The sequence below is a fragment of the Acinetobacter apis genome (genome assembly GCF_900197575.1).
GTDB classification, from domain to species: domain Bacteria; phylum Pseudomonadota; class Gammaproteobacteria; order Pseudomonadales; family Moraxellaceae; genus Acinetobacter; species Acinetobacter apis.
The window spans coordinates 1,314,255-1,340,257 of sequence record NZ_FZLN01000001.1 but is presented as its reverse complement, the minus strand read 5'-3'; the positions used below and the strand labels follow the sequence as shown (position 1 = coordinate 1,340,257).

Here is a 26,003-nt window from a genome sequence, read left to right as displayed (position 1 = left end):
TGAAGAAAATGCTGTTTTAATCTTGCAAATTACTACATACAGATGCAAAGGCATTCAAGATTCATAAGGACTATGAATCTGAGCCTACTGTGCACAATGAAACAGTGTATTGGTTGCGTAGAAGATTATTTCTTTGGTAATTCTGCCAAAATACGCTGAATGTTTTGGCTAATTGTTTGTTGGAAGCTTGCGCTTTTTGCAATGTTGGTAATAGACATCGCAATTTGCTGATCGATTGCTCCACTAATTTGGGTTCTTTTACTCATAATTGAGCGACCTTCAGGGGACTTTAAAAAACGTAAATAGGCTTGGATTTCTTGATCAGTGTAATAGGTCGCATATACACCTTCGATGCTTTGCATAATGTTCATGCGTTTTAAGTAATCTTGCGATGTACTAAGCATACTTTGCGTGAGTTTATCAACCACTGCCAAATCCTTTGCAGTTAATTGGCTGTGTCCTGTATGCTGCTGCACCAGTTGAATTGAACGTTGGCGGTAAGATGGAATTAAGCTGTCAAAGGTACGGTTTAGTGTATTGGCGTCTGTTAAGCTAATGAGCTCTTGTGCAGGCGTCATTGCATGGGCTTGAAAGGTGATACCAACAGTTGCAGCAACTAAAAACAGTCCTTGTATTGTATGTGAAATACGTTTTTTCATATTAAAAAGCCTGCGTTAAAAACACTTAAAAGGTATGTATAATGTTGTATTTAATTTTTAATTTATTGACCAAAAAGTTTAAATAAACCTTGGCTAATTTGACTGTGTGTCATAACGTTTTGGAGTGCGATTTGATACGTTTGTTGGGTGAGCTCAGGCATTTTTTGTGACAAAGAGCGACCTTCTTTGGTGTTGTAGAATTGGTCGAGTGCTTGTATTTCTTCTTCAGTTAACCTGTCTTGGTATGCCTGTTTTAATTGGGGTTCAATTGCTGCCCAAAATTGATCTTGATCTAAGCCCAATTGTTTAAGTTGTTGCGGTTTAATCATGGCTTCTGTGTTTTTACGAATTTGTAATGTGTCAAATAATTGATTAATAGATGCCGCTGTTGCTGGTGTGGCATGTGCCAATGGCATACAGAAAAGGCCAACGATCAATGCTGTGGTCGAGATAAATATTTTAATGGTCATTACGAATAGAGATCTAATTTATATGACTTATAATTTAAACCAAAAACACACAAGGGTGTGTGTTTTTGTTGAGCAAATCATATGTTAAGACTTGGCTGGAGCAACTGCAGCAGGTTGAGCTTTTGGCAATTTTGATAAAATATCTTTGACTTGTTGGTTCGACTGTTCTCGTCTTGTTTTTACATCTGGATTGCTTTGCAGTCTTTTCACCACATCTTGAGTCACATTTTGTGTGATAAGCGGTAATTTACGGTTAATAGATTGACCTTCGGGTGTTTCTAAAAATTTAATATAGGCTTTAAGTTCTTCTTCTGTGTAATAACGGCGATATACATCCCCAGCAATCTGTTGGATGTTTAAATCTTTTAGAATGCTGTTTGTATTGTTATAGAGCACTTGTGCAATTTGTTGTGCTGCTTGGTTGTCTTGAGTTGTTAGGACATTATGACCTGTATATTGACGAACCAATTGAACAGATTGACTGGTTAATACAGTTTGTGAAGATTGAATACTTTGGCTCACAACGTCATTAATATTTGTTAGTTTAAGCGCTTTTTGTACAGAAACTTCAGTGGCAGGAGCAGCAAATGCATGTGCCATATTTAGACTGATTAAACCAAATAAAACTATTTTTTTTAACATAGGGTTATTACTCTTTATAGTTATAAACATGATAAATACCATGTTAAGCCTGAAAAATAAAGTAGGCAGTAAAATTCTGCCTACTTTCTTCAATTATAACATGGCATTGGTTACAGCAATTTGACTAATTTTTTTCTGCCAAATTTTAGGGGCAATGGCATGAATTGATGTGCCATGGACATCAACCGCCACAGAAACAGGCATGTCTTCAACCACAAATTTATAAATGGCTTCCATTCCGAGCTCAGGGAAAGCCACGACTTCTGCTTCGCGAATGGCTTTAGATACTAAATATGCAGCTCCACCAACAGCCATTAAATAGGTGGCTTGGTTGTCTTGAATGGCTTGAATAGCCGTTGGCCCACGTTCAGCTTTACCAATCATGCCGAACAAACCTGTGTGTGCTAACACTTTAGGGGTGAATTTATCCATACGTGTGGCTGTGGTTGGTCCAGCAGGGCCGACCACTTCATCATTGACTGGGTCAACTGGACCCACATAATAAATAAACTTGCCTTTTAGGTCGACTGGTAAAGGCTCACCTTGATCAATCATTTCAACCAATCTTTTATGTGCAGCATCACGACCTGTGTACATGGTACCACTGAGGAGCAATGTGTCACCCGGTTGCCATGTATTCATATCTTCTTGGCTCAGCGTATCCAAATTAACATGCTTTGCTTTTGAGGAAGACCATGTGATTTCAGGATAATCAGAGAGCTTAGGTGCAGGGATATGTGCAACACCTGAACCATCTAAGGTGAAATGTGCATGACGTGTAGCGGCACAGTTTGGAATCATTCCCACAGGTTTTCCTGCAGCATGACAAGGATAATCTTTAATTTTGATGTCTAATACCGTGGTTAGCCCACCTAATCCTTGTGCACCAATGCCTAAAGCATTTACTTTTTCAAACAGTTCTAAACGCAGCTCTTCAATTTTATTTTTTGGGCCATGTTTCAGTAATTGATCAATATTAATTTCTTCCATGAGCGACTCTTTGGCAAGCATCATGGCTTTTTCAGCTGTCCCGCCAATCCCAATACCAAGCATGCCAGGCGGACACCAACCTGCACCCATGGTTGGGACTGTATTTAAGACCCAATCAACAATTGAATCCGATGGATTGAGCATGGCAAGTTTAGATTTATTTTCAGATCCACCACCTTTTGCTGCAACTGTTATGTCAACTGTGTTACCCGGTACAAGGGTGTAATGGATGACAGCAGGGGTGTTGTCTTTGGTGTTTTTACGCGAAAACGCAGGGTCTGCTAAAACAGATGCACGTAAAATATTGGCATTTTCTAAATAACCTTGACGTACACCTTCGTTAATGGCGTCATCTAAACTCAAGGTAAGATCAAATTTAACATCTAAGCCCACTTGGACAAAGACGTTCACAATGCCTGTATCTTGGCAGATCGGACGATGGCCTTCTGCACACATTCTTGAATTAATTAAAATTTGTGCAATGGCATCTTTTGCAGCAGGGTTTTGTTCATAGTCATAAGCGCGGCTCATGGCTTGAATAAAATCTTGTGGGTGATAGTAGGAAATAAACTGTAAAGCGTCCTTGACAGAAGTAATCAAGTCTTCTTGCTTGATGATCGTGGTCATATCTTTAATCTCTTGAGCGGGCGGTAAGCTAGCGCGATAAATTATATGCTTAAAATGAATAAGGATGTTGAATTGATGGCATTTTTTCAACGACTGAAAAGCGCATCAGATACAATAATTGCCCTGATGCGCCAAAGTTATTTAGGTGCTTGTGCTTGAATTGCAGTGAGTGCAATGGTGAACACAATGTCATCGACCAATGCACCACGAGACAAGTCATTGACAGGTTTGTTTAAGCCTTGCAACATTGGACCAACACTCACCACATTGGCAGAGCGCTGTACGGCTTTATAGGTGGTATTGCCTGTATTTAAATCAGGAAAAATATACACATTGGCTTGTCCTGCAACTTTAGAATCAGGCGCTTTAGACTTACCGACGCTTTCAACAGATGCTGCATCATATTGTAATGGACCATCAACCAATAAATCAGGACGTCTTTCTTTGACAAGCGTGGTTGCTTGTAAGACTTTTTCAACATCAGTGCCCATACCAGATGCACCTGTAGAGTAGCTGATCATGGCAATCCGAGGCTCAATGCCAAATGCTTTTGCAGAATCTGCCGATTGAATGGCAATCTCTGCCAATTGTTCTGCATTCGGATTTGGGTTGATTGCACAGTCGCCATAGACGAACACTTCATCCGGTAAAAGCATGAAAAAGACAGAGGAAACCAATGAATAAGCAGGCGCTGTTTTAATTAATTGAAACGCCGGGCGTACTGTGTTGGCTGTGGTATGAACGGCACCCGAAACCAAGCCATCAACTTCATCAAGTGCCAACATCATTGTGCCGAGTACTACAGTGTCTTGGAGTTGCTCTTTGGCTTGTGCTGCAGCCAACTTACCTCGTCTAAGTGCAACCATTTGGTCTACATACTGATGACGAATGAATTCAGGATCAATAATTTCTAGGTCTGCAGGAATTGTTAAATGACGTGCACTTGCAACTTTATGAACGTCGTCAGGCTTTGCCAATAACACACATTGTGCAAGACCACGCGTTTGGCAAATGATCGCAGCTTCAATGGTACGAGGTTCATCACCTTCAGGTAAAACAATTCGTTTTTTGGCTTGAATGGCTTGTTGCACCAATTCATACCGAAATGCAGCAGGTGATAAGCGGACTTGATGAGATTTTTTGACATAATGCGCAAGCCATTCTTCATCAATATGACTTGATACAAAACGCGTAATTTGCTTGGCACGCTCAATATCATGAATTGAAATTTCAAGGCTAAATTGATGAAGGCGTTGAATGGTTTCAATGGGATTGAGTGGGGTATGAATGATGGGAAGCCCAAGCTGTAATGTGGGTTCACAAAATTCTAATACTGCTGCTTGCGGTTGTTCACGCTCAGACAAAATAAGGCCTGCAAGCGGTGTACCTTGTTGAGTGGCTAAACAGCTAGCCAACAAAATATCATGCCGTTCTGTCGAGCTGACAATCAGCTCACCTGCTGTCAGTTTATTTAACTCATAAGCAACGTCTGAACTTGCCAAACTAGTATGCAAAATACGCCGTTGCTGTGCTTCGCCTTCATTAATCCATGTGCCTTCGATGGCATCTAAAATATCGGCTGTTCTTGGAACGCTTAAAGTGTTGCTAAATGGAACGAGCCCAACCACAGGTAAATGTGCTTGCCCAATGTGTTGGCTATACTGCTGTAGTGCCCGCGTAAAATGTTTGGTTTCTTGAACTAATCTTAAACTTGAATCAAGTGTTACAGGAATCTGAGCTGATTGTTCAGGTAACCCTTTGGTTCGCATGAGCAAGACGCCTGCAACACGGTTACGCCCTGTAATGTCTAATGCTTTATAGCTTGCATCAATGGAAACAGCTGTCGCTTCGGGTGCTTGAAGGTCTGCATCACTGACTAAAAGTATTTTGGCATCTAATGCTTTAGCAAGTTGTAGGTTAAGGTCATAACTTGAATATAAATGTGGTGCAGGGGGGAGACCTTCTACAATAACAATGTCACGGCCTGCAGCAATTTTACGGTGTTGTGAGACAGCATCTTCTAGCAGCTCATCGATTTGATCATGATTGAGCGCATATAAAAATTTTTCATAATCAATAGACAGTGCAGGCGTATCTTGAAATAACTTTTCATATAAGTCGGTAGTTTGCTGCTTTTCTTTTTCAAAGGGCTTAAAAAAACCAGACTTCACACCATTGCAATCTAATGCATAAATTAAGCCTAAACAGGCTGAGGTGAGTCCCACACTTTCTTTGCTTGGTATCAGTAATAATGTATTCATACAGCACCTTATTTGAGGTTGTGAGTGAGTCGGTTTATTGTTTATTTTGCTGAATCACTTCTATGGTTTCTTTGGCAATGCGGCCTTCTTCATCTGTTGGAATAACCCAAATTTGAGGTCCTTGACCTTGGTCAATTCGTCCTTCTTGCCCACGTGGTAATTGAGTGTTTTTTTGCAGATCTAGAGCAAAACCAAAATGTGGTAAATATGCGACTGTTTTTTCGCGGATATGTGCTGAGTTTTCTCCAATTCCGCCTGTGAAAATCAGTCCTTGTAAAGTAGGTAATCCACAGCTTAATGCAGCAAGTGATTTGGCTAAGCGATAACTAAACACTTCAATCGCAAGTGCTGCATCTTCATGACCTTGTTCTGAAGCCTCAATGAGCGTGCGCATATCATTGGATAAATTCGATAAACCAAGTAAACCACTTTCTCGGTTTAGCATGTGATCAATTTTATGAAGATCCCATCCTAAATTGGTGGCAAGGTATTGATGAATACTTGGATCAATGTCACCGCTTCGGGTGCCCATAACCACACCCTCAAGTGGCGTCATGCCCATAGATGTATCAACACTTTTTCCATTCCAAATTGCACATGTCGAACTGCCATTACCTAGGTGGGCGGTTAACCAACCACCTTGATCAATTTGACCTGTCAATTCACCTGCTTTTTGTGAAACATAGGCATGGCTTGTACCGTGAAAACCATAGCGTCGAACATTATGTTCTGTATATAAAAATTGTGGTAAGGCATAACGGTAGGCATGTGCCGGCATGGTTTGATGGAATGCGGTATCAAATACTGCCACTTGCGGTAAATCGGGAAATAAGCGCATGGTTGCATCAATACCAATCAAATGGGCAGGATTATGAAGCGGGGCAAGGGGAACAGCTGCGCGAATGGTTTTTATAATTTCGGGGGTTAATCGTTCTGCTTTAGTGAGTTTACCACCATGAACAACACGATGCCCAATGGCTTGAGGTTTATATTTTGACAATCGTTGTAATAAGACATCAAGTGCCTGTTCATGATTAGCATGTGGAATGGCAAGGTCTAGCGGCTGTCCACCAATGGTAATGCCTTTGATGCGTGCTTCTGCTGAACCTAAATTTTCAGCCAAACCATGAATGCGGTCCTGTGGTCGCTCTGAAATCAAAGCATATTTTATTGAAGAAGAGCCGCAGTTTATTACTAAGATAGATGTTGACACGTCATTGTTCCTAATGAAAAAAATCCTTAAAAGCCAATCAAATCTAGTGAGTTACTGACAAAAAATAAACTCACTCAATTTAGACTTTAACAGATATGTTTTATAAATATGAAGTGCTTTTTTAACCTTTTATGACATGAAAAACTAAATATAACAAATGTATATATTGGGGTAAATTATGAAAATATAACTAGAAAATACCAACTTATGGGTTTTATTATGCTTATTCATGAAAGGGATTATAAATAGTGAATAGTTTGTTTTTAAGTTTAATATACAGTATTGGGGGGGTATTTTTTCCAGCCACTAAGTTATCGGTACTATTTTTTATTATTATTTTAACGAGCTGTGAAAAGACTCCAAACACTCCGACCATTAAAGAGAAGCCTTATGAGTGTGGCATGTTTGGTCATCAGCAAATGCGTATTGACAGAAATTATTTATTTTTAACCAAAGTGGAATATGTCGGTGTGGATTATTGGGGCGGTAACAGTGTGATAGCACATCAAGCAAAAGGCTGCCATGATGCAATTAGTAGTGCTGCTTTTAGAGTATCTTGGCCTGCCATGTCTGCGACAAAAGCTTTTAATTATTTAGAAAAGCCAGATGATTTAAACATTCAATTAGAACAATTCGCAATCAATACCAATTCGGCGAAAGAGTTAAAGCAAAGATACTTAAATGAAGGTAATAAAAAAAAATTACAGCTTAGTTTACGTAAAGGGGTATTTGGTGGTGAAGAGATGCCTGATGCAGAGTTTAAAGAAAAAAAACAATTTAATAAGTCCTTAGACCTATATCAAATAGATATCATTACAAATGAAAATGGAACTAAAAAGACGGTCTATTGGCAAGAAACCCCTGATAAAAAGGTCAGTGTTGTAATCCTTTGTTTGTACTTTAAAGTCGGTAAGACAATGTGTGAATTAAATCAAACACAAATTATAAAAGATCAAGATATCCGATACTTAAAACTTGGGTTTAGATCAGAATTATTACCGCATTGGCAACAGCTGATTACTGACTCAGAGAAGTTAATTCAATCTTTTACAGTAGTGACGCCAAGCTAAAAGCTGATCTATATATTGGGATGAATTATGAAATATAACTAGAAAATACCAACTTATGGGTTTTATTATGCTTACTCATGAAAGGGATTATAAAGAGTGAATAGTTTGTTTTTAAGTTTGGTATACAGTATTGGGGGTGTATTTTTTCCAGCCACTAAGTTATCGGTACTATTTTTTATTATTATTTTAACGAGCTGTGAAAAGACTCCAAACACTCCGAGCATTAAAGAGAAGCCTTATGAGTGTGGCATGTTTGGTCATCAGCAAATGCGTATTGACAGAAATTATTTATTTTTAACCAAAGTGGAATATGTCGATGTGGATTATTGGGGCGGTAACAGTGTGATACCACACCAAGCAAAAGGCTGCCATGATGCAATTAGTAGTGCTGCTTTTAGAGTATCTTGGCCTGCCATGTCTGCGACAAAAGCTTTTAATTATTTAGAAAAGCCAGATGATTTAAACATTCAATTACAACAATTCGCAATCAATACTAATTTGGCGAAAGAGTTAAAGCAAAGATACTTAAATGAAGGGATTAAACAAGTATTACACAGCAAATTAGAAAAAGGGATATTTGGTGGTGAAGAGATGCCTGATGCAGAATATAAAGAAAAAAAACAATTTAATACCTCTTTAGACCTATATCAAATAGATGTTTTTGAGGATGAACAAGGGAATAAAAAGACAGTCTATTGGCAAGAAACCCCTGATAAAAAGGTCAGTGTTGTAATCCGCTGTTTCTATTTCAAAATGGGTGACACAAGCTGTGAATTAAATCAAACACAAATTATAAAAGATCAAGATATTCGATATTTAACACTTGGGTTTAGATCAGAATTATTACCGCATTGGCAACAGCTGATTACTGACTCAGAGAAGTTAGTTCAATCTTTTACAGTAGTGATGCCAAGCTAAAAGCTGATCTCATGTTAAATAGCCATTTAAATAGATGGGTAATAAACCATCATTAGCATATTGATTTGAAACCAAACAGAATAGATAAAAAAGCTCAAGCCATTGCTTGAAATTCAATGGTTTGAGCTTTTTATGACTTATGGAGATTTTTGTTTGGATATAAAAAGTCAATAGCGTGTAAAAACTACCTATTGACGAATTTCACCATGACCAAAGACAATCCATTTTTGTGAAGTTAAACCTTCAAGTCCAACCGGACCACGGGCATGAATTTTATCTGTTGAAATGCCAATCTCTGCACCTAAACCATATTCAAAACCATCTGCAAAACGGGTTGAAGCGTTAATCACCACAGAGCTTGAATCAACACGCGCTAAAAAGGAATGAGCAAGGGTAAAGTTTTCTGTCAAAATGGCATCTGTATGATGTGAACCATAATGATTAATATGGTGAATGGCTTCATCCATATCCTGAACCACTTTCACTGCAAGAATTGGTCCTAAGTATTCTGTGTACCAATCATCTTCTGTTGCAGGGACAATGTCACTACCTAAAATACGCACGGTTTCTGCACAGCCACGTAGTTCAATTTGCTTTTCTGCATAAATGGCTTTGACTTGTGGTAAGAAGTCCTCAGCAATTGCTTGATCTACCAACAGCGTTTCCATGGCATTGCATACGCCATAGCGATGGGTTTTGGCATTAAGAATAACAGGCAATGCTTTGGCAATATCTGCTTGTGCTTCGACAAAAATATGGCAGTTGCCATCTAAATGTTTAATGACAGGAATACGTGCTTCATTGGTGATACGTTGGATCAAGCCTTTACCACCCCTTGGAATAATCACATCAACATATTCTGTGAGGGTAATTAATTCACCCACAGCTGCACGGTCTGCAGTTTCAATGACTTGTACAGCGGCAGCAGGAAAATTTACAGCATTTAATGCCTGTTGAATGACGTGGGCAAGCGCTTGGTTTGATGCCAACGCTTCAGAACCACCACGTAAAATAATGGCATTGCCTGATTTTAATGCCAATGATGCAGCTTCTAGCGTTACATTTGGACGTGATTCATAAATCATTCCGACCACGCCAAGCGGTACACGCATTTTTCCAAGCTGAATGCCTGTTGGGCGATATGCTAAATCGGTAATTTCACCAATCGGGTCTTTTAATGCAATAACATCTTTTAAACCTTCTAACATGCCATTGAATCGAGCTTCAGTGAGCTCTAAGCGATCAAGTAGTGCAGCATCTAATTGGCTAGCACGTCCTTTTTCCATATCAGCTTGATTGGCAGTTAAAATGTCTGCTTTATGCGTAATCAATGCATCATGAATGGTTTGTAATGCATCATTTTTACTTTTTGTTGATGCAGCAGACAAGAGCTGTGATGCAGCGCGTGCTTGTTGTCCGATCGTTTTCATATATTCTTGAATAGACTGTTGCATAACCTATCAGCGTAATAAAAAGTATTAATTGGGTTTATCTTAACAGCGTCATCAGGGAAATAAAATCATCATTATTTGCTTTGTGGCTGTGATGAGCTAGGTTAGTTTCATTACATCAGGTGCTTTTAAGGCAATAAGACTTTATTTATGATGATTGATTCACAAATGCAGTGACTGTGCTTTGGACAGTTTGCCATGTTTCACCCAAATCGAAAGCTTCACCAATTTGAATGGCGGGAATGTTGCCACGCATACGTTCTAAGCGTTCTTGATTCGGTAGCGGCAATGCTTGAATCGCATTTAACGCTAAAATAGCAGCATCACGTTGGTTACAGACCAGCCCCATATCACAACCTGCTTTTAGTGCAGCTTGGATTCGCATATCTGCACCACCGACCACACATGCAGCTTGCATGGTTAAATCATCTGAAAATAACACACCATCAAACTTTAAATGACCACGTAAAATTTCTTCAATCCAATAGTTAGAGAAACCTGCGGGATGTCGGTCTACTTGTGGGTAAATCACATGTGCAGGCATGAGCGCATCAAGATGTGGCATTAACTCAATAAATACCTGCATATCATTTTCATAAATTTCATCATAACTGCGGTGGTCCACGGCTTCTGCCACATGCGAGTCTGCTTTTACTGAACCATGGCCTGGGAAATGTTTACCTGTGGTTGCCATTCCTGCATCATGCATGCCTTGCATAAATGCTGAAGCTAACCTAGGAATGTCTTCTAGGTGTTTGGAAAAACTGCGATCGCCAATCACATCACTGATATTATTGACATCAAGCACAGGGGCAAAGCTAAAATCAATGCCCACAGCTAAGACTTCAGTTGCCATTAACCAACCGCTATGCTGAGCTAAAGTTAATGCTTGGTCAGGCGATGATTGATACAGTTCGCCAAGCTTACCCATTGCAGGAAGTCGCGTAAAACCTTGCTTTAAACGCTGAACGCGTCCACCTTCTTGGTCAACGGCAATTAATAGCTCAGGACGAACTTGTCGCATATGGTCGGTCAATTGTCTGACCTGTTGTGGCGAGACAATATTGCGGGAAAATAAGATGATACCACCGACCTGAGGATTGGTTAAAAGCTCAATATCTTGGTCAGATAAAGAGGTGCCTTCGATATCGAGCATGAGTGCGCCAATCATAAGCGTATTTTTCCCTGTGGACTTCAGATTTAAACATTGCGCATATTTTGCAATGATTTGCTACATTTTGTTTGCACAGAATATGATAAAACTAGACAACATAGAAGGTATAGTTTGTTTAACATATTGAATACGCTGGTATCCAGAACACTTAAAAGCGTGTTATTTGGTTAAACTCAAAGGAAATATAATTCGTTTATGAAACTTCAAATAATCGCGTGTGCTGTTGCATTGGCAACTGGTGGTTTATTTTTTAACCATACAATGTCTGAAGCCATTGCTGCAAACAATATAGCGTCGGTACAGAAATCGATTCAACCTACACAAGAGCAAAAGCTGGTCACTCGGCAATTGGCCAATTTAGTAGACCGTCAACATTACTTAAATATGCGTTTAGATGCCAATACATCGCAGCGTATTTTAGATATGTATTTAGACAGTTTAGATCCAGATCATACGTTATTTTTAGCCTCAGAAGTTGAAGCATATAAACAAAAATATGGTGCAACCTTGGGTGCGGCTTTAAAAGCAGGTGACTTAACGGCAGCTTATGATATTCATGCACAATATCGAAAACATCTGACCAGCTTCTATGAAAGCATGCTCAAAGAAGTGAAAAAACCACAAAATCTTGAGCAAAAAGATGTTTATCTTGATATTGATCGTGAAAAAGCGCCTTATTTTGCAACGACAGCAGAACGTCAAGATTATTGGGATAAAATGCTGGTATCACAGCTTATTAGCCTGACTATTACCAAGCAAGAAGATATGGCAAAACAAGCTGCTTTAAAAGCAGACCCTTCACTTGCCAATGGACAAGATTTAACAGCTGCCGAAGACTTAACACCAGTCCAAACCTTGACCAAACGTTATAAGCGTAAGCTAGAACGAATTAGCCGTTTAAAGAGTGATGATGTGTTAGAGCGCATTTTAAATGCAATGACTTTGACATATGATCCACATAGTAATTATTTCCCGCCTATTGATGCCATTGAATTAAACCGTCAAACCACGCTTGAGCTTGAAGGGATTGGGGTATCCATTCGTCCTGAACGCCGTAATGAAGATTACACACGTGTTGAAACCATTGTTGAAGGTGGACCAGCCAGCAAATCAGGTCAAATACACCCAGGTGACCGCATTATTGGTGTGGCCCAAGACGGCAAAAAAATGGAAGATGTGGTGGGTTGGACCAGCCAAGAAATTGTAGGGTTAATCCGTGGTAAACGCGGTACTAAAGTGACAATTCGTTTATTGGGTGCAGGCGTTTCTATGAGCCAAGCACGTAATGTGACATTAGTCCGTGATGTGATTAAAGAAGAAGATGAAGGGGTGCGTTCACGCACCACAGAGGTTGTACGTGATGGCAAAACCCATAAGTTTGGTGTCATTGAAATTCCATCATTTTACTTAAATTATCGCGCACGTCGTGATGGCGCAGATTACCGTTCAGTCGCTCAAGATACAGCAGCTGCATTACAGTCGCTACAAAAGCAAAATGTTGAAGGGATTATTGTAGATTTAAGAAATAATCCAGGTGGGTCATTAGAAGAAGTGGCTCGTATGATTTCGCAAGTCATTAAATCAGGGCCTGTTGTTCAAATTCGTGATGGCAATGGCACAGTGAGTGTGTTTAAAGACAATGATGATGGCGAACAGCTTTACTCAGGACCACTTGCCGTACTTATTAACTTGGCATCGGCATCTGCAAGTGAGATTTATTCTGCAGCAATTCAAGATTATGGCCGTGGCGTAGTGATTGGCAGTACAACGCTTGGAAAAGGAACAGCACAAATTCAGCTTGATAGCTTAGCGTATGGACAAGCGACGTTAACACAGCGTAAGTTCTATCGTATTACAGGTGGAAGTACGCAAAATAAAGGCGTAATTCCAGACATTAAATTGGTTGATATTTACAACGAGCAATTTGGTGAGCGTAAAGCAAAAAATGCATTGCAATGGGATACTATTCCAACTGCGCCATTCAAGCGTGAAGGCGATGTTGCAAAATATTTACCACAGCTTGAGAAGTTGTCTGCTTCACGGGTAACACAAGACCCGCAGTTTAGTTATTTAGATGCACGAACTAAGCTTGCTAAAAAAGAAGATGACCGTAAAAAGATTGTACTGAGTCTTTCTGAGCGCCGTGCTGAAATTGATCAGATGGAGCAACAAACCCTTACAGCAGATAATCGTCGCCGTGAGCTAACCAATTTAAAGCCTTATCCAAATTGGGAAACCTATCAGACATCATTAGATGCCATGATTGAAGCACGTGCAAAAATGAAAGCCAGCAAACGTCCACCTTTACCAGAAGATAAAGCGTTTGTGGATGAAGCTGCAAATGTTTTAATTGATTATGCAGGCTTACAACAACCAAAGTAATGTTTCAGATTAAACAAGGGCTGAATTGATTCAGCCCTTGTTCATGGCTATGAAAAAGAAATTATTGCCATCAAATGACACAAATTTACTGACCCATAGTGTGAGCCATGTATAATAAGTAAATATTATTTAATATCAAGTGTGACAGGCCAATGTAGTTTTCGTCTAAATAGCGTTGATTCGTCAACATTCAAAAATTGTTCCTATCTGATAGAATAGGCGCAATTTCATCTTATATTTATTCTGAGTACTGCATTGTCGCAGTAGGTATTTGTTCATGAGTTTTCAGCAAGAATTAACAGCACAAGTGGCGCAGCGTCGTACATTTGCCATCATTTCTCACCCCGATGCGGGTAAAACCACCATGACAGAAAAGCTTTTACTGTGGGGTAAAGCTATTCAAGTCGCAGGTATGGTAAAGAGCCGTAAATCGGACCGTTCAGCCACATCGGATTGGATGGAAATGGAAAAAGAACGTGGGATTTCAATCACCACATCAGTGATGCAATTTCCATATAAACAGCACACAATCAATTTATTAGACACACCAGGACATGAAGACTTCTCTGAAGATACATATCGCACTTTAACTGCTGTTGACTCGGCACTGATGGTGATTGATGGTGCAAAAGGGGTCGAAGAACGTACCATTAAATTGATGGACGTATGTCGTATGCGTGATACGCCTATTGTTTCATTTGTCAACAAAATGGACCGTGAGATTCGTGAGCCTTTAGAGCTACTTGATGAAATTGAAAACGTTTTAAAAATTCGTTGTGTTCCAATCACATGGCCAATTGGTATGGGACGTGATTTTGCAGGTGTATATCATATTGCCACCAATAAAACGTATATTTATAAAGCAGGATTTGGTTCAACCATTACAGATATTGAAGTGCGTGATGGCTATGATTATCCAGATCTTCGTGAAAAAATTGGTGATATGGCATTTAAGTCATTTGAAGAATCGCTTGAATTAGTTCAAATGGCAGCGGATGAGCTTGACCATGATCTGTTCTTACAAGGCAAGCAAACGCCTGTTTTATTTGGTACTGCATTGGGTAATTTTGCTGTAGATCATGTGTTAGATGCATTTATTCATTGGGCACCAGAACCTAAAGCACATCCAACTCAAGAGCGTGAAGTTTTAGCAACAGAAGCAGGTTTTTCAGGTTTTGTATTTAAAATTCAAGCCAATATGGATCCAAAACACCGTGACCGTATTGCCTTTATGCGTATTTGCTCAGGTAAATATGAAAGAGGCTTGAAAATGAATCACGTTCGAATTGGTAAAGATATTCGAATCTCTGATGCCTTAACCTTTTTAGCAGGTGAGCGTGAGCATTTAGAAGAAGCATGGCCAGGGGACATTATTGGTTTACATAATCACGGCACGATTCAAATTGGCGATACATTTACAGATGGTGAAAATTTACATTTTACCGGTATCCCACATTTTGCTCCTGAAATGTTCCGCCGTGTCCGTTTGAAAGATCCTTTAAAGTCAAAGCAATTACAAAAAGGTTTGAAAGAACTCTCAGAAGAGGGTGCAACTCAAGTCTTTATGCCACAAATTAATAACGATTTAATTGTCGGTGCAGTGGGTGTTTTACAATTTGATGTGGTCGCTTACCGTTTAAAAGAAGAATATAAAGTGGACTGCGTCTATGAGCAGGTGAATGTAAATACGGTTCGCTGGATTCATTGTGATGATGAAAAAATGCTAAATGACTTTAAAAAGAAAGCGCATGATCAACTTTCAGTTGATGGCGGTGGACATTTAACCTATTTAGCACCAAGCCGAGTCAATTTGCAAATCATGCAAGAGCGCTGGCCGGATGTGCAGTTTAGAAGCACACGAGAGCACTAATCATACAGTCAACAGCGTCTTTTTAGATGCTGTTTTCTTATCTTGAGTACATATAATAAAAAAGGTGGTGGGTATGCGATTTCGTTTAATTGGCTTAGGATTATTGACAGCGTGTATGGTTAGTGCTTGTGGTCAGCCACATCAAACCGATGCTCAAGCTGCTGAAAAGGTGGCTCAATTAACAAGCAAGGAACAACCTGCAGCGTTTAAAGTACAGCAATGTTATGCAAAAGCATGCCCTGTGATTGCAATTCAAACCTTGCAAACCTCCAATCCATGGTTCAATACATGGTTGAATGAGCAGCAAAGCGTGGTCATTCAATCACAAATCCAAGCCAATAAGGTTGCTTTATCGCTACAGCCCACCATTGATGCCTATGTACAAGCATCTACACGCTGGCAAAAAGAGTTTGCTGGCAATTTGTCATATCAGCTCAGCTTACATAGTCATTTGGTGCAACAGAAAAAACAATATGTTTTGCTCATGTTGGGTTTAGACACACAGCAAGGAATGATTCAAGTCAGTGACCGTCGTTATTTTATGGTGGCAGACTTAAGTCAAAAAAAACGTGTGCATTTGCCTGATCTCATTCAAGTAAAAGAACAAAAAAATAGTAATGTCATGATTCAGCAGTATTATCAAGCATGGTTAAAAGAACAACCTAAACTGATTCAAGTGTCGGCACCGAAACAACTTGTGTGGACACAAGCCGATTGGTTTTTTGACCAAACTGGGGTTGGACTACATTTTAGAAGCAGTGAAGTGGTTGCTGGAGCAGATCAACTTGATATTTATTTAACACAGCAACAAACCAAGCAAATATTAAAAAATGAGGTATATCAAACCCTATTTTTATGAAATGATAAAGACAATGTAACGTTGACATATTTTAATAAATTGGATTGAGATCATATCGTTAATCTTGAGAGCGAATCGATAAATGACATTTTTAAAAAAGCACGGGTTGTTGGTTGGTATTGTGCTCAGTAGTGCTTTAATCACAGGCTGTGAAAAAAAAGAATCATCAGCAAATGTAGAACAAAAAAAGACCGCCAATGACACATCAGCTCAACCTGCAGCACCTGCTTTCAATGCCAGCATTCAAAGTATGCAAATCCAATTGCCAGCGTGTTCAGGACGTGGCTGCCCTGAATTTTTGGTAAAACAATTACAAAGTAATCAGAAATTTATTGATCTTGCGATCCAAAAAGCAACTCTTGCAATATTACGGCAAAATATTGCTTTAACTTTAATTGCACAAGGTGAAATGCCCGCTGCTTCAGATGTTGTGGCGCAAGATGCCACCTTTAATGCACAAATTCAGCAATACGCCAATGAATTTAGCCATGCTGTAGATGAGCTTAAAAAATTCAGTGCCAACACAGAAATTACCTTTCAAATTGAACCGCAAGTCATACAGAGTAAAAAAGGGCTTGTAACCATTAAGCTGGTTTCTTATTCCTATTTAGGTGGCGCACATGGTGCGAGTACACAACAATATTTTGTTTTTGATTTAAATCAAAAACGTCAAATTGAGCTTGATCATGTGATTGAAAAAGGTCAGCGTAAAATCTTTGATCAACTTGCACATGAGCAGTTTAGTGCTTGGGTCAAAGCTGAAGGATTGGCAGAGAATGTTGACCAATATGAACAATCTTGGGAATTTAGTACAGCACACAATTTTTATTTTTCAAAAGCTGGATTGGTTTTACAATATGGCGAATATGAAATTGGTCCTTATGCCGCAGGTATGCCTACATTAACCATTCCTTATAACAAGTTAAAAGGTGTAATTCAGCCACAATATTTACCTTAAATCATCACAAGGAACCATTATGCAACTTTTTGATACCCATACGCATTTTGATGTTTCTGAATTTGATGCAGACCGTGAAGCTTTGGCTGTTGCTGCGAAAAATGCAGGAGTGGATGCGTTGGTGTTGATTGGGTTTTTAGCATCACGTTTTGATGATTTATATGCTGTACATGAATGGTTAAATCAAGATCGGAGACGTTATCCTCGTAGCTATTTTGCCCCAGGTTTACACCCTTTTTATATTGAACACCATCAAATGACCGACTTAGACCTGCTTGAGCAACGCTTACAATTAAATGATTGTGTTGCTATTGGTGAAATTGGTTTAGACACATTTTTAGCGCAACATAAAGACCCTAAAATGTATGCCAAGCAACAGCAGTTTTTTCATGCTCAGCTTGATTTAGCGGTGCAGTATGATAAACCTGTTCTTTTACATATTCGTAAAGCACATGCCGATGTATTAAAGATTTTAAAACAACATCGCTTTAAACAAGGTGGTATTGCACATGCATTTAGTGGCGGTGTTGAAGAAGCCAAAGCATTTGTAAACTTAGGATTTAAAGTGGGTGTGACGGGGCAAATTACCAATCCAAATGCTAAAAAATTACATCGTGCTGTGCATACTGTAGGATTAGAATCTTTGGTCATTGAAACAGATTGCCCTGATATGACACCGCTATGTTGTCAGCAGTCATCTACAGTGCGGACACGGAATACACCAGCCAACTTAGTATATGTTTATCAAACATTGGTAGATATTTTTCAGCAAGAACCCACATCAGTTGCAGCACAGTTATGGCATAACACACAAACTGCTTTAAAACTGCATTCATGAAAGCCACAAGACGAAGCCAATAAAACACGTTAAAATAGCTTCAGATGATTATGAGGCAAAAGCATGACTGATTTCCCCAACCCTGATGAATATGAGCGCCGTTTTCAAGGCGTGGCAAAAGTGTATACAGAAACGGCCTTTGCTCATTATGAAACAAGTCATGTCATGGTGATTGGGATTGGCGGTGTAGGCAGTTGGGCGGTAGAAGCACTTGCCCGTACAGGAATTGCTGAATTAACGTTGGTTGATATGGATGTGTTGTCAGCATCTAATATTAATCGTCAGTTACCTGCGTTGACATCCACTTTAGGCTTAGAAAAAATTGAAGTGATGGCTGCACGCTGTCGTGAAATAAATCCTCGAATTAAACTTAATTTAGTAGATGATTATTTATCAAGTGATACGTTACCTGAGCTTATGGCATATCAGCCTGATGTTATTTTAGATTGCATTGATGATGTAAAAGCCAAACTTGCACTCATGTTACATTGCCGTTTTCATAAGTTACCGTTGGTGGTCTCAGGTGGGGCAGGCGGTAAGCGTGATCCGTTAAATATCCAAGTGGCGGATTTATCTAAAACTGAGCAAGACCCAATGCTTGCAAAGCTGCGTAGCCAACTTCGGGCAAAAGGCATTTGTAAAAAGCCAAAAGAAAAGTTTGGTATTACCTGTGTGTATTCAAATGAAAGTCCACTGACTCACCATCAAATGGTGAAATCAGCAGGCCTTCGCTGTGGTGGTTATGGCTCTGCTGTGGTGGTGACATCAACATTTGCCATGATTGCTGTGGCAGAAGTGCTTAAGAAATTAGATCATATATTGAAAAAGCGCGCTATGCATGCGCTCTAATATTTGCAGCAAGCTGTGCTAAATCATCATGGCTTGCTTGTTTTGAATCATGCGAAGAAATATAGCCTTCGTATTGGTCAAAATAATGTTCAATGGGTGAAGAAATACAGCGCCATGTTTCTTGTGCTTCGACTGTGCCATGCATTGGAAAGAGCTTAGCATGTACATGGTCAACACCAAAACCTTCAAAAACCATGGCTGTACGTCCAACATCAGGAAAAAATGAATCTAATGTTTTAGCCACAGTTTTGGTGAATTTAACTAGTTCAGATAAAATATTATCATCAAGGTCAAAGGCATAGCTGCTGTAATGCTGTTTTGGAATCACAACTGTTGTACCTAATGTATTGGGAAATAAAGATAAAAACGCAAGAAAATTTTCATTTTCAGCCACAATGTGGTGCTGAATTTCTTTATTGACCATTTTACAAAAAATACAACTCATGAGATGTGTTCCAATCATTTATTTTGAAGTGAACAATTTAAATTATAGGTCAAATGTTTCAGTTTGATGTCACAGAAGCAGATTGTTTGGTTTGTTTTTTCCAATGTAACCAACCATATAGTGAGTTGAATAACGATGCACAGGTCATCATCACCATGGCATAATTTTCTGCATTCACCCAAATAATCATGCCTAAAATGTTGGCACTCATCCACAATAACCATTGTTCAGTATAGCGAAGGGTCATTAAAATCTGAGCAAAAATACAAATGACAACAGTGAATGAGTCAAGATGAACTTGTTGGGCATTTAAATATGCCAATAATTCTGCGTAACCTAAAGCACAGATACATACTAAAGGCAGCATGATGCCCCAACCTTGAATAGACAGTTGCTTAATTTGAACATCACTTTGCTTGGTGGTTTTTTCACGATGTTTAAGCCAAAAATACAGCCCAATGAATTGCATTGGAAAGTAAAATAAGCCACTTAACATGGCTTCACCATAAATTTGATTATGATAAGAAATATAGGCATATAGCGAAGTTGCTATCATGCCAAAGAAAAAGTTTTCCAAGCGCCCTTTGGCCACCAAGACAACGCACAGCATATTGGACAATGCGCAAATTAAGTCAATCAGATGTTGCTGCCACCAAAAATATAAAATGAATTGAATGGTGGTAAAACTGAGCAACCAAATTTTTTCAAAACGCGTCCAATTCTGCAGTAATTTCATGAGCAATGGTGGTTGAATAATGATTTAGGCATGATGCGCTGAATTAGATCAGCTGACAAGAGGGTGATAACCCTCTTTGCCTTGCTGATGATACTAATCTTCGCGTTGATGAGTGGCTAGATACAATTCTGTGCGTTCGATGGCTTCTTGCATCTGTTGAATGGCAAACAAAATATCATCAACTGTTTTGGCTTTACCACCGCTGAGTGCTTGGCGCCATTTTCTTGCACCTGGCAAGTTTTGAAATAAGCCAAGAATATGCCGTGTAATAATAGACATAGGTGCGCCGTTTGCTAAACGCTGTTCAATGTAAGGCATCATGCGTTCCATAATGTCAAAACGATTGGGCAATGGATCTTGCCATAAAGCATGCCCAAGTTCAGCTAACACGTACGGATTATGGTAAGCCTCACGTCCAATCATCACGCCATCCACATGTTGTAAATGCAGCTTGGTGTCTTCTACAGTTTTTATGCCACCATTAATTTCGATATATAAATGTGGACGCTCTCGTTTTAAACGGTATACATCTTCATAGCGAAGTGGTGGAACGTCACGGTTTTCTTTTGGCGATAGCCCGTTTAATAGTGCTATTCGTGCATGAACCACAAAATGCTGACAACCTGTTGCCGCCACAGTATCTACAAAATGCAGCATTTCTTCATAAGACTGCATATCATCAATGCCAATACGGTGTTTCACGTGCACTGGAATATCAACCGCATTTTGCATAGCCGCAATACATTCTGCAACGAGATCAGGTTCAGCCATTAAACATGCACCAATCTTATTATTTTGTACACGGTCGCTTGGGCAGCCAACATTCAAATTTATTTCTTGGTAGCCATAGTCTTGTCCCATTTTACTGCAAAGCGCGAGGTCCTTTGGATTTGACCCTCCAAGCTGTAATACCACAGGCTGTTCTTCTGTATTAAAACTTAAATGCCGTACTGCATCACCAAATAAAATAGCGCCTGTGGTGACCATTTCAGTATATAGCACCACATTGGGATTAAATAAACGTGCAAAGTAACGGTAGTCTTTGGTGGTCCAATCCATCATTGGTGCGACTGATATACGAGGAGTAGGTAATGGTTCTGTTTTAAGATGAGATTCAGTCATTCTATTACTCCTAGGCATGATGATTTGGCGACGCACTATAGCTTAGTTGATTAAAACAGTAGATCGCAAAAGAGGAGTGATTAGAAAAGAATCTAAGGGGTTTGTCAATGAACACAAATTTAATATTCGAAGTTTACTAATATTTTATAGGATTTTTTTCATACATTAATTATTATGTTTATAAAATTTCAAGTTATTTAATTATATGACTTATATAAATCTTGATCGGAAATTTTCTCAAATAATTCCTGATGACTCTTTAAAATTAAACGCAGAAGAATCCATTCAATGGAGTGCATTATTACAAGAATACAGGTGTGTCGTTTTAGCTGAGGCAGGAGCTGGTAAAACATTAGAATTTAAAAAGCAGGCTGAAAAATTAGAACAAGCTAGAAAATTTTCATTTTTTATAAGAATTGAGGATATTGATAATGAACTTACAACATCATTCGAAGTAGGGGATGAAAGTTTATTTTTAGATTGGATTTCATCTACTGATGATGCATGGTTTTTTTTAGATTCAGTTGATGAAGCTCGATTAAGAGGTCCAAAAGAATTTCAAAGTAAAATTAAAAAATTTGTACAAAAAGTCAAAAGTGCAGCTCAAAGATGCCATGTTTATATTTCAAGTCGACCTTATAGTTGGCGATATACAGAAGATGCAACGTTATTAGATTCAGAATTATTTTTTCCTTTAGATGGCAATACAGATAAAAGCTCTTTGAAGGTCTATCAGTTAAATCCTTTAAAATATGAAGATATACAACAGTTTTGCCAGCAGCGTTCTGTACATAATATTGCTGAGTTAATAAATGAAATTAAAAGGTTTGATCTATTAAGTTTAGCTGAAAGACCTTTTGATTTAGATAATATTATTTTGAAATGGAGAAGTGACAATAAATTAGACTCTCGTTTAAATATTATTAAATATAATATTGAGCAACGTTTAAGAGAAAGACACACACTAGACAGAAAATCTAATACGATTAACTTTGAAAAATTATATGAAGGAGCTCAACGTCTTGCAGCAGCAGTTATTTTGATGCGTAACATGAATATAGCTACGCCATCTTCTATGCATGATAATGATAAAGTAATAAATGCATCAACACTTTTACCAGATTGGAATAATGAAGAAGTAACAAGTCTATTACAGTCAGGAATATTTAATGATATTTTATATGATGCTGTAAGTTTTAGGCATAGAGATATTCGAGAATTCTTGGCGTCTCAATGGTTTTTCAAATTACTAAATGGTGATGATAGATTATCAGTTGAAAAATTATTTTTTCGGGAGCAGTTTGATAAAAAAATTATAGTGCCCACGCTTCGTCCGTTATTACCTTGGTTGGCAGTTTTAGATGATAAAATATGTAAAAAAGTAATTCAATATCAGCCAGAAATCATTTTTGAAAGTGGAGATCCTTCTCAGCTATCGTTAGAAGTACGCAAACAAGTTTTATCAAAATATATAGATAGAATAGTTAATAATAAAGATGGTTGTACAATTAGTTATAATAGTGCTGTTACAAAAATTGCAAACGCTGATTTAGAAACACTAGTAGTATCTTTGATAAATCAATATATTGACAATGATAATGCCATCTTTTTTCTAGCACAAATGGCTTGGCAAGGCAGATACACTCAAGCGACTACTACATTAAAATTAATTGCCTTAGATTCTAGCCGAGATGTATATTTGAGAAGAATATCTATCCGAGCGATTATAGGGTCTAGCAATGATCAAAATAAATATGAGTTGTGGACGGATCTTAACAAGAAAAAACCCTTAGATAGAAAACTAATTGCGGAACTTGTCAGTGAAATTGAGCCAGATGAAAGTATCATTCGATTACTTATAGATTCATTGCAAATAGCCAATGACAAAAAACAATATCAATATGATGATTTAAATCAATCTTTGACTTACTTCATACAAAAATGTGAAGAGCGATTGATCTTTGAATTATTAATTGGTATTGAAAAACTATTAAGAACACAACCATGTTATCGAGCTAGAGAGTATGAGCTTTCTAAACAATATGCATGGACTTTAGATATTGCATTCAAAATTATTGAAAAGTTAGTAAAAGAACGTAGCGATTTCGCTCTTGAAAAAATAACAATTAATATTTTAATAGATTCAATAGCATTAAAATATCATGAAGATTTTAGTGTCTCTATAAAAAGTAACTATTTGGAATCTAATATTCCAATGTGGGAGCAGTTAAATGATAAGTTGTATTGGTGTGCAATAGATAGATCACGAAAATATATTGTTAGTACTAACAATGGTGGAAGGCTACTAAATGATTTTAATGTTTGTGATGAAGAACACTTTTGGGAATTTAATGATAAAAGTTTAGATCGTTTATTAAATTATCTTGATGAAAAAACTTGTGATGATCAAATTGTAATTATAAACAGAGCATTTGCTATTTATAATCAAAAAAATAAGTGTGTTGATATATTAGAGAAAATACAGGAAAAGAGTACAAATTATCCAGATCTTAAAAAACATGTAAATTCATTATTGAATCCAGTATTAGATGATACTTATATAGAAGACCAACAAAAATGGAAAGATATACAGTTATTAAGAGAAAAAGAAAGAGCCGAGACAATTCAGTCTAGATTAGATTGGATTAATCGATTAAAAAATAATCCAGAACAGATTTTTAATACACCTGCTACTCTAAATGCTCAATTAAGCAATAATCATGTTTGGTTAATGAACTCAATAGAAAAAAAAACTCAATCTCATAGTGCTTATGCAAATTGGGGTAGTTTAATTCCTGAGTTTGGTGAAAATGTCGCAAATGCCTATAAAGATTCAGCAAAAAAATTTTGGCGCATATATAAACCAAAATTATATTCAGAAGATAGCAATTTGAAGAAGAATTCAACTCCTGATAATTTAATTTTTGGTTTGGCTGGTTTAGAAATTGAATTTAGTGAAGATTTAAATTTTTTTAAAAAATTAAATGATAACGAAATAAACAATGCAATTAGATATATTACATGGGACAGCCCAGGATTCCCTTCATGGTTTGAGAAGTTATACCAACTTTTTCCAAATAAAGTTATTGAAGCCATCAATAAAGAGTTGGTTTGGGAGTTTGAATCAGCTGCTCATGATATAAAAAATAGCTATAACCATGTTATACAAGACATATTTTATCATACACCATGGTTGCATAACGATATAGCTCCTAAGATATTAGATTGGCTTAAGAAGAATTCCCCCGTTTTTTTGCACAAAGACCAAAGGACATATGCTGTACAAATATTAATTAATTCTACTCTTGGTAAAGAAAATTTTATTTTACTTGCTAAGCAAATGGTAGCTAAATCAAATTCTAACGAGCAGAAAGCTTGGTGGTATGCACTTTATGTAGATAGTGATCCTCAAAATGGAATTCTTTCTTTAACCAACTGGTTAAAGTCATTACCTGAGATAGATGCTGTAAATTCAGCCCAAATTTTCGTTTGTCATTTATTAGGAAAAATCCATGCTATCAATGGTCGGGCAGGAGACAATGAGTTTAAAAAAATAAAATATTTAAAAATGTTGCATGCTTTAATGAATAAATACATAAAAATAGAAGAAGATTTGCATAGAGCTAATACAGGAGCGTACTCGCCTACATTAAGAGATAATGCACAGGATGCTAGAGATCTACTTTTTAAGTATTTAAAAGAAATTCCATGTGCTGAAAGCTATCATGCTATTCAAGAACTTTCAAAGGAAACCATTTGTGAGACTAGACGGATTTGGCTAGAAAGAATAGCTTATGACATTGCTTTATCTTGTGGGGATATAGATGCATGGCATATCGAACAAATACGAGACTTTGAGATATCAGGCAGTATTAAGCCCAAAACACATAAAGAGTTATTTAATCTAGCAGTATTAAAGACAATTGATTTAAAAGATTGGCTTGAAAATGGAGATGATAGTGCTTGGTTGACATGGAAAAGAGTTAAGAAAGAAACAGAAATGAGAAATCTTATTGCTCGTGAATTAAAGCAAAAAGGGATAGGAAAATTTTCAATTACTCAAGAATATGAGCTTGCAAATAGTCAACGAACTGATATTCGTTTAGATCATTTTATGATTACTAGTCCGGTACCGATTGAATTAAAAATCCTTGATAAAGATTGGACAGGTCCAAAACTATGTGAAAGATTAAGAAACCAACTAGTGGGTGATTATTTACGTGAAACCACAGCTGGATGTGGCATTTTTTTACTAGTTGCCCAAAATGCAGATAAGAAATGGAAAATCCAAAGTAAAAATGTAGGTTTAGATGGGTTAGAAGAGGCTTTGCAAAATTACTGGTATTCAATTGCTCATGAGTGGACAGGAATAGATTGTATAAAGGTTATTGTTATTGATTTAAATAAACGAGGGAAAGTTTCAGACAGTTAAATATCGAATATTAAGAAATTTTTTTTGATGATCTATA

20 protein-coding genes are annotated in these 26,003 nt (G+C 37.8%); 9 read left to right on the top strand and 11 right to left on the bottom strand.

The genetic code is table 11. The features are described from left to right. Positions 1 to 125 precede the first annotated feature (125 nt). The 6 genes from CFY84_RS06245 to CFY84_RS06220 form a co-directional block, all read right to left on the bottom strand. The gene (locus CFY84_RS06245) at positions 126 to 659 is read right to left on the bottom strand and encodes a DUF2059 domain-containing protein (RefSeq protein ID WP_088823295.1); all 534 of its coding nucleotides are present in this window, start codon (positions 657 to 659) and stop codon (positions 126 to 128) included. A gap of 62 nt (positions 660 to 721) precedes the next feature. Next, on the bottom strand, positions 722 to 1,129 hold the full coding sequence (locus CFY84_RS06240) for a DUF2059 domain-containing protein (RefSeq protein WP_088823294.1): 408 nt from the start codon (positions 1,127 to 1,129) through the stop codon (positions 722 to 724). Between the two features lie 84 nt (positions 1,130 to 1,213). Further along, entirely contained in the window at positions 1,214 to 1,771 is a 558-nt protein-coding gene (locus tag CFY84_RS06235) for a DUF2059 domain-containing protein (RefSeq protein WP_171289041.1), read from the bottom strand. Between the two features lie 93 nt (positions 1,772 to 1,864). Continuing rightward, entirely contained in the window at positions 1,865 to 3,388 is a 1,524-nt protein-coding gene (locus CFY84_RS06230; RefSeq protein ID WP_088823292.1) for a fumarate hydratase, read from the bottom strand. A 137-nt stretch (positions 3,389 to 3,525) separates the two neighbouring features. Further along, positions 3,526 to 5,649, bottom strand: a complete 2,124-nt coding sequence (gene pta / locus CFY84_RS06225; RefSeq protein ID WP_088823291.1) for a phosphate acetyltransferase — start codon at positions 5,647 to 5,649, stop codon at positions 3,526 to 3,528. A gap of 34 nt (positions 5,650 to 5,683) precedes the next feature. Beyond that, positions 5,684 to 6,862 carry an acetate/propionate family kinase gene (locus tag CFY84_RS06220; protein ID WP_088823290.1) on the bottom strand — a complete coding sequence of 393 codons (1,179 nt, stop codon included), beginning with the start codon at positions 6,860 to 6,862 and terminating at the stop codon, positions 5,684 to 5,686. Between the two features lie 257 nt (positions 6,863 to 7,119). Between CFY84_RS06220 and CFY84_RS06215 the strand changes: the two genes are divergently transcribed. Beyond that, entirely contained in the window at positions 7,120 to 7,932 is an 813-nt protein-coding gene (locus CFY84_RS06215; protein ID WP_171289040.1) for a hypothetical protein, read from the top strand. Between the two features lie 249 nt (positions 7,933 to 8,181). Next, complete coding sequence (locus CFY84_RS06210) at positions 8,182 to 8,850, top strand: hypothetical protein (RefSeq protein WP_088823288.1); 669 nt, start codon at positions 8,182 to 8,184, stop codon at positions 8,848 to 8,850. A 188-nt stretch (positions 8,851 to 9,038) separates the two neighbouring features. Here the strand turns inward: CFY84_RS06210 and CFY84_RS06205 are convergent, their stop codons facing one another. Together CFY84_RS06205 and nagZ are read right to left on the bottom strand one after the other, a co-directional pair. Beyond that, on the bottom strand, positions 9,039 to 10,304 hold the full coding sequence (locus CFY84_RS06205) for a glutamate-5-semialdehyde dehydrogenase (protein ID WP_088823287.1): 1,266 nt from the start codon (positions 10,302 to 10,304) through the stop codon (positions 9,039 to 9,041). Positions 10,305 to 10,449: 145 nt separating this feature from the next. Beyond that, positions 10,450 to 11,472, bottom strand: a complete 1,023-nt coding sequence (gene nagZ / locus CFY84_RS06200) for a beta-N-acetylhexosaminidase (RefSeq protein ID WP_088823286.1) — start codon at positions 11,470 to 11,472, stop codon at positions 10,450 to 10,452. Between the two features lie 198 nt (positions 11,473 to 11,670). On the opposite strand from nagZ, the gene CFY84_RS06195 reads away from it, so the two are divergent. The 6 genes from CFY84_RS06195 (at position 11,671) to CFY84_RS06170 (ending at position 19,231) form a co-directional block, all read left to right on the top strand. Further along, the gene (locus tag CFY84_RS06195) at positions 11,671 to 13,857 is read left to right on the top strand and encodes a carboxy terminal-processing peptidase (RefSeq protein ID WP_088823285.1); all 2,187 of its coding nucleotides are present in this window, start codon (positions 11,671 to 11,673) and stop codon (positions 13,855 to 13,857) included. A gap of 277 nt (positions 13,858 to 14,134) precedes the next feature. Then, positions 14,135 to 15,727 carry a peptide chain release factor 3 gene (locus tag CFY84_RS06190; protein WP_088823284.1) on the top strand — a complete coding sequence of 531 codons (1,593 nt, stop codon included), beginning with the start codon at positions 14,135 to 14,137 and terminating at the stop codon, positions 15,725 to 15,727. A gap of 73 nt (positions 15,728 to 15,800) precedes the next feature. Then, complete coding sequence (locus CFY84_RS06185; RefSeq protein WP_088823283.1) at positions 15,801 to 16,586, top strand: hypothetical protein; 786 nt, start codon at positions 15,801 to 15,803, stop codon at positions 16,584 to 16,586. A gap of 82 nt (positions 16,587 to 16,668) precedes the next feature. Next, positions 16,669 to 17,544, top strand: a complete 876-nt coding sequence (locus CFY84_RS06180) for a DUF3298 and DUF4163 domain-containing protein (protein WP_088823282.1) — start codon at positions 16,669 to 16,671, stop codon at positions 17,542 to 17,544. Between the two features lie 19 nt (positions 17,545 to 17,563). Then, on the top strand, positions 17,564 to 18,382 hold the full coding sequence (locus CFY84_RS06175) for a TatD family hydrolase (RefSeq protein WP_088823281.1): 819 nt from the start codon (positions 17,564 to 17,566) through the stop codon (positions 18,380 to 18,382). Between the two features lie 63 nt (positions 18,383 to 18,445). Beyond that, a complete protein-coding gene (locus CFY84_RS06170) occupies positions 18,446 to 19,231 on the top strand; it encodes a tRNA threonylcarbamoyladenosine dehydratase (RefSeq protein WP_088823280.1) in 786 nt (261 codons plus the stop codon). Here the strand turns inward: CFY84_RS06170 and CFY84_RS06165 are convergent. From CFY84_RS06165 to dusA, 3 genes are all read right to left on the bottom strand, one after another. Continuing rightward, the gene (locus CFY84_RS06165) at positions 19,215 to 19,676 is read right to left on the bottom strand and encodes an HIT family protein (protein ID WP_088823279.1); all 462 of its coding nucleotides are present in this window, start codon (positions 19,674 to 19,676) and stop codon (positions 19,215 to 19,217) included. The genes CFY84_RS06170 and CFY84_RS06165 overlap by 17 nt on opposite strands. Positions 19,677 to 19,734: 58 nt before the next feature. Beyond that, positions 19,735 to 20,412: a nicotinamide riboside transporter PnuC gene (gene pnuC, locus CFY84_RS06160; protein ID WP_088823278.1), complete on the bottom strand. Its 678-nt coding sequence runs from the start codon at positions 20,410 to 20,412 to the stop codon at positions 19,735 to 19,737. A 93-nt stretch (positions 20,413 to 20,505) separates the two neighbouring features. After that, a complete protein-coding gene (dusA, locus tag CFY84_RS06155; RefSeq protein ID WP_088823277.1) occupies positions 20,506 to 21,534 on the bottom strand; it encodes a tRNA dihydrouridine(20/20a) synthase DusA in 1,029 nt (342 codons plus the stop codon). Between the two features lie 205 nt (positions 21,535 to 21,739). Between dusA and CFY84_RS06150 the strand changes: the two genes are divergently transcribed. After that, positions 21,740 to 25,966 (top strand): NACHT domain-containing protein, encoded by a 4,227-nt coding sequence (locus tag CFY84_RS06150; protein ID WP_088823276.1) that lies wholly within the window; start codon positions 21,740 to 21,742, stop codon positions 25,964 to 25,966. Positions 25,967 to 26,003: the final 37 nt, after the last annotated feature.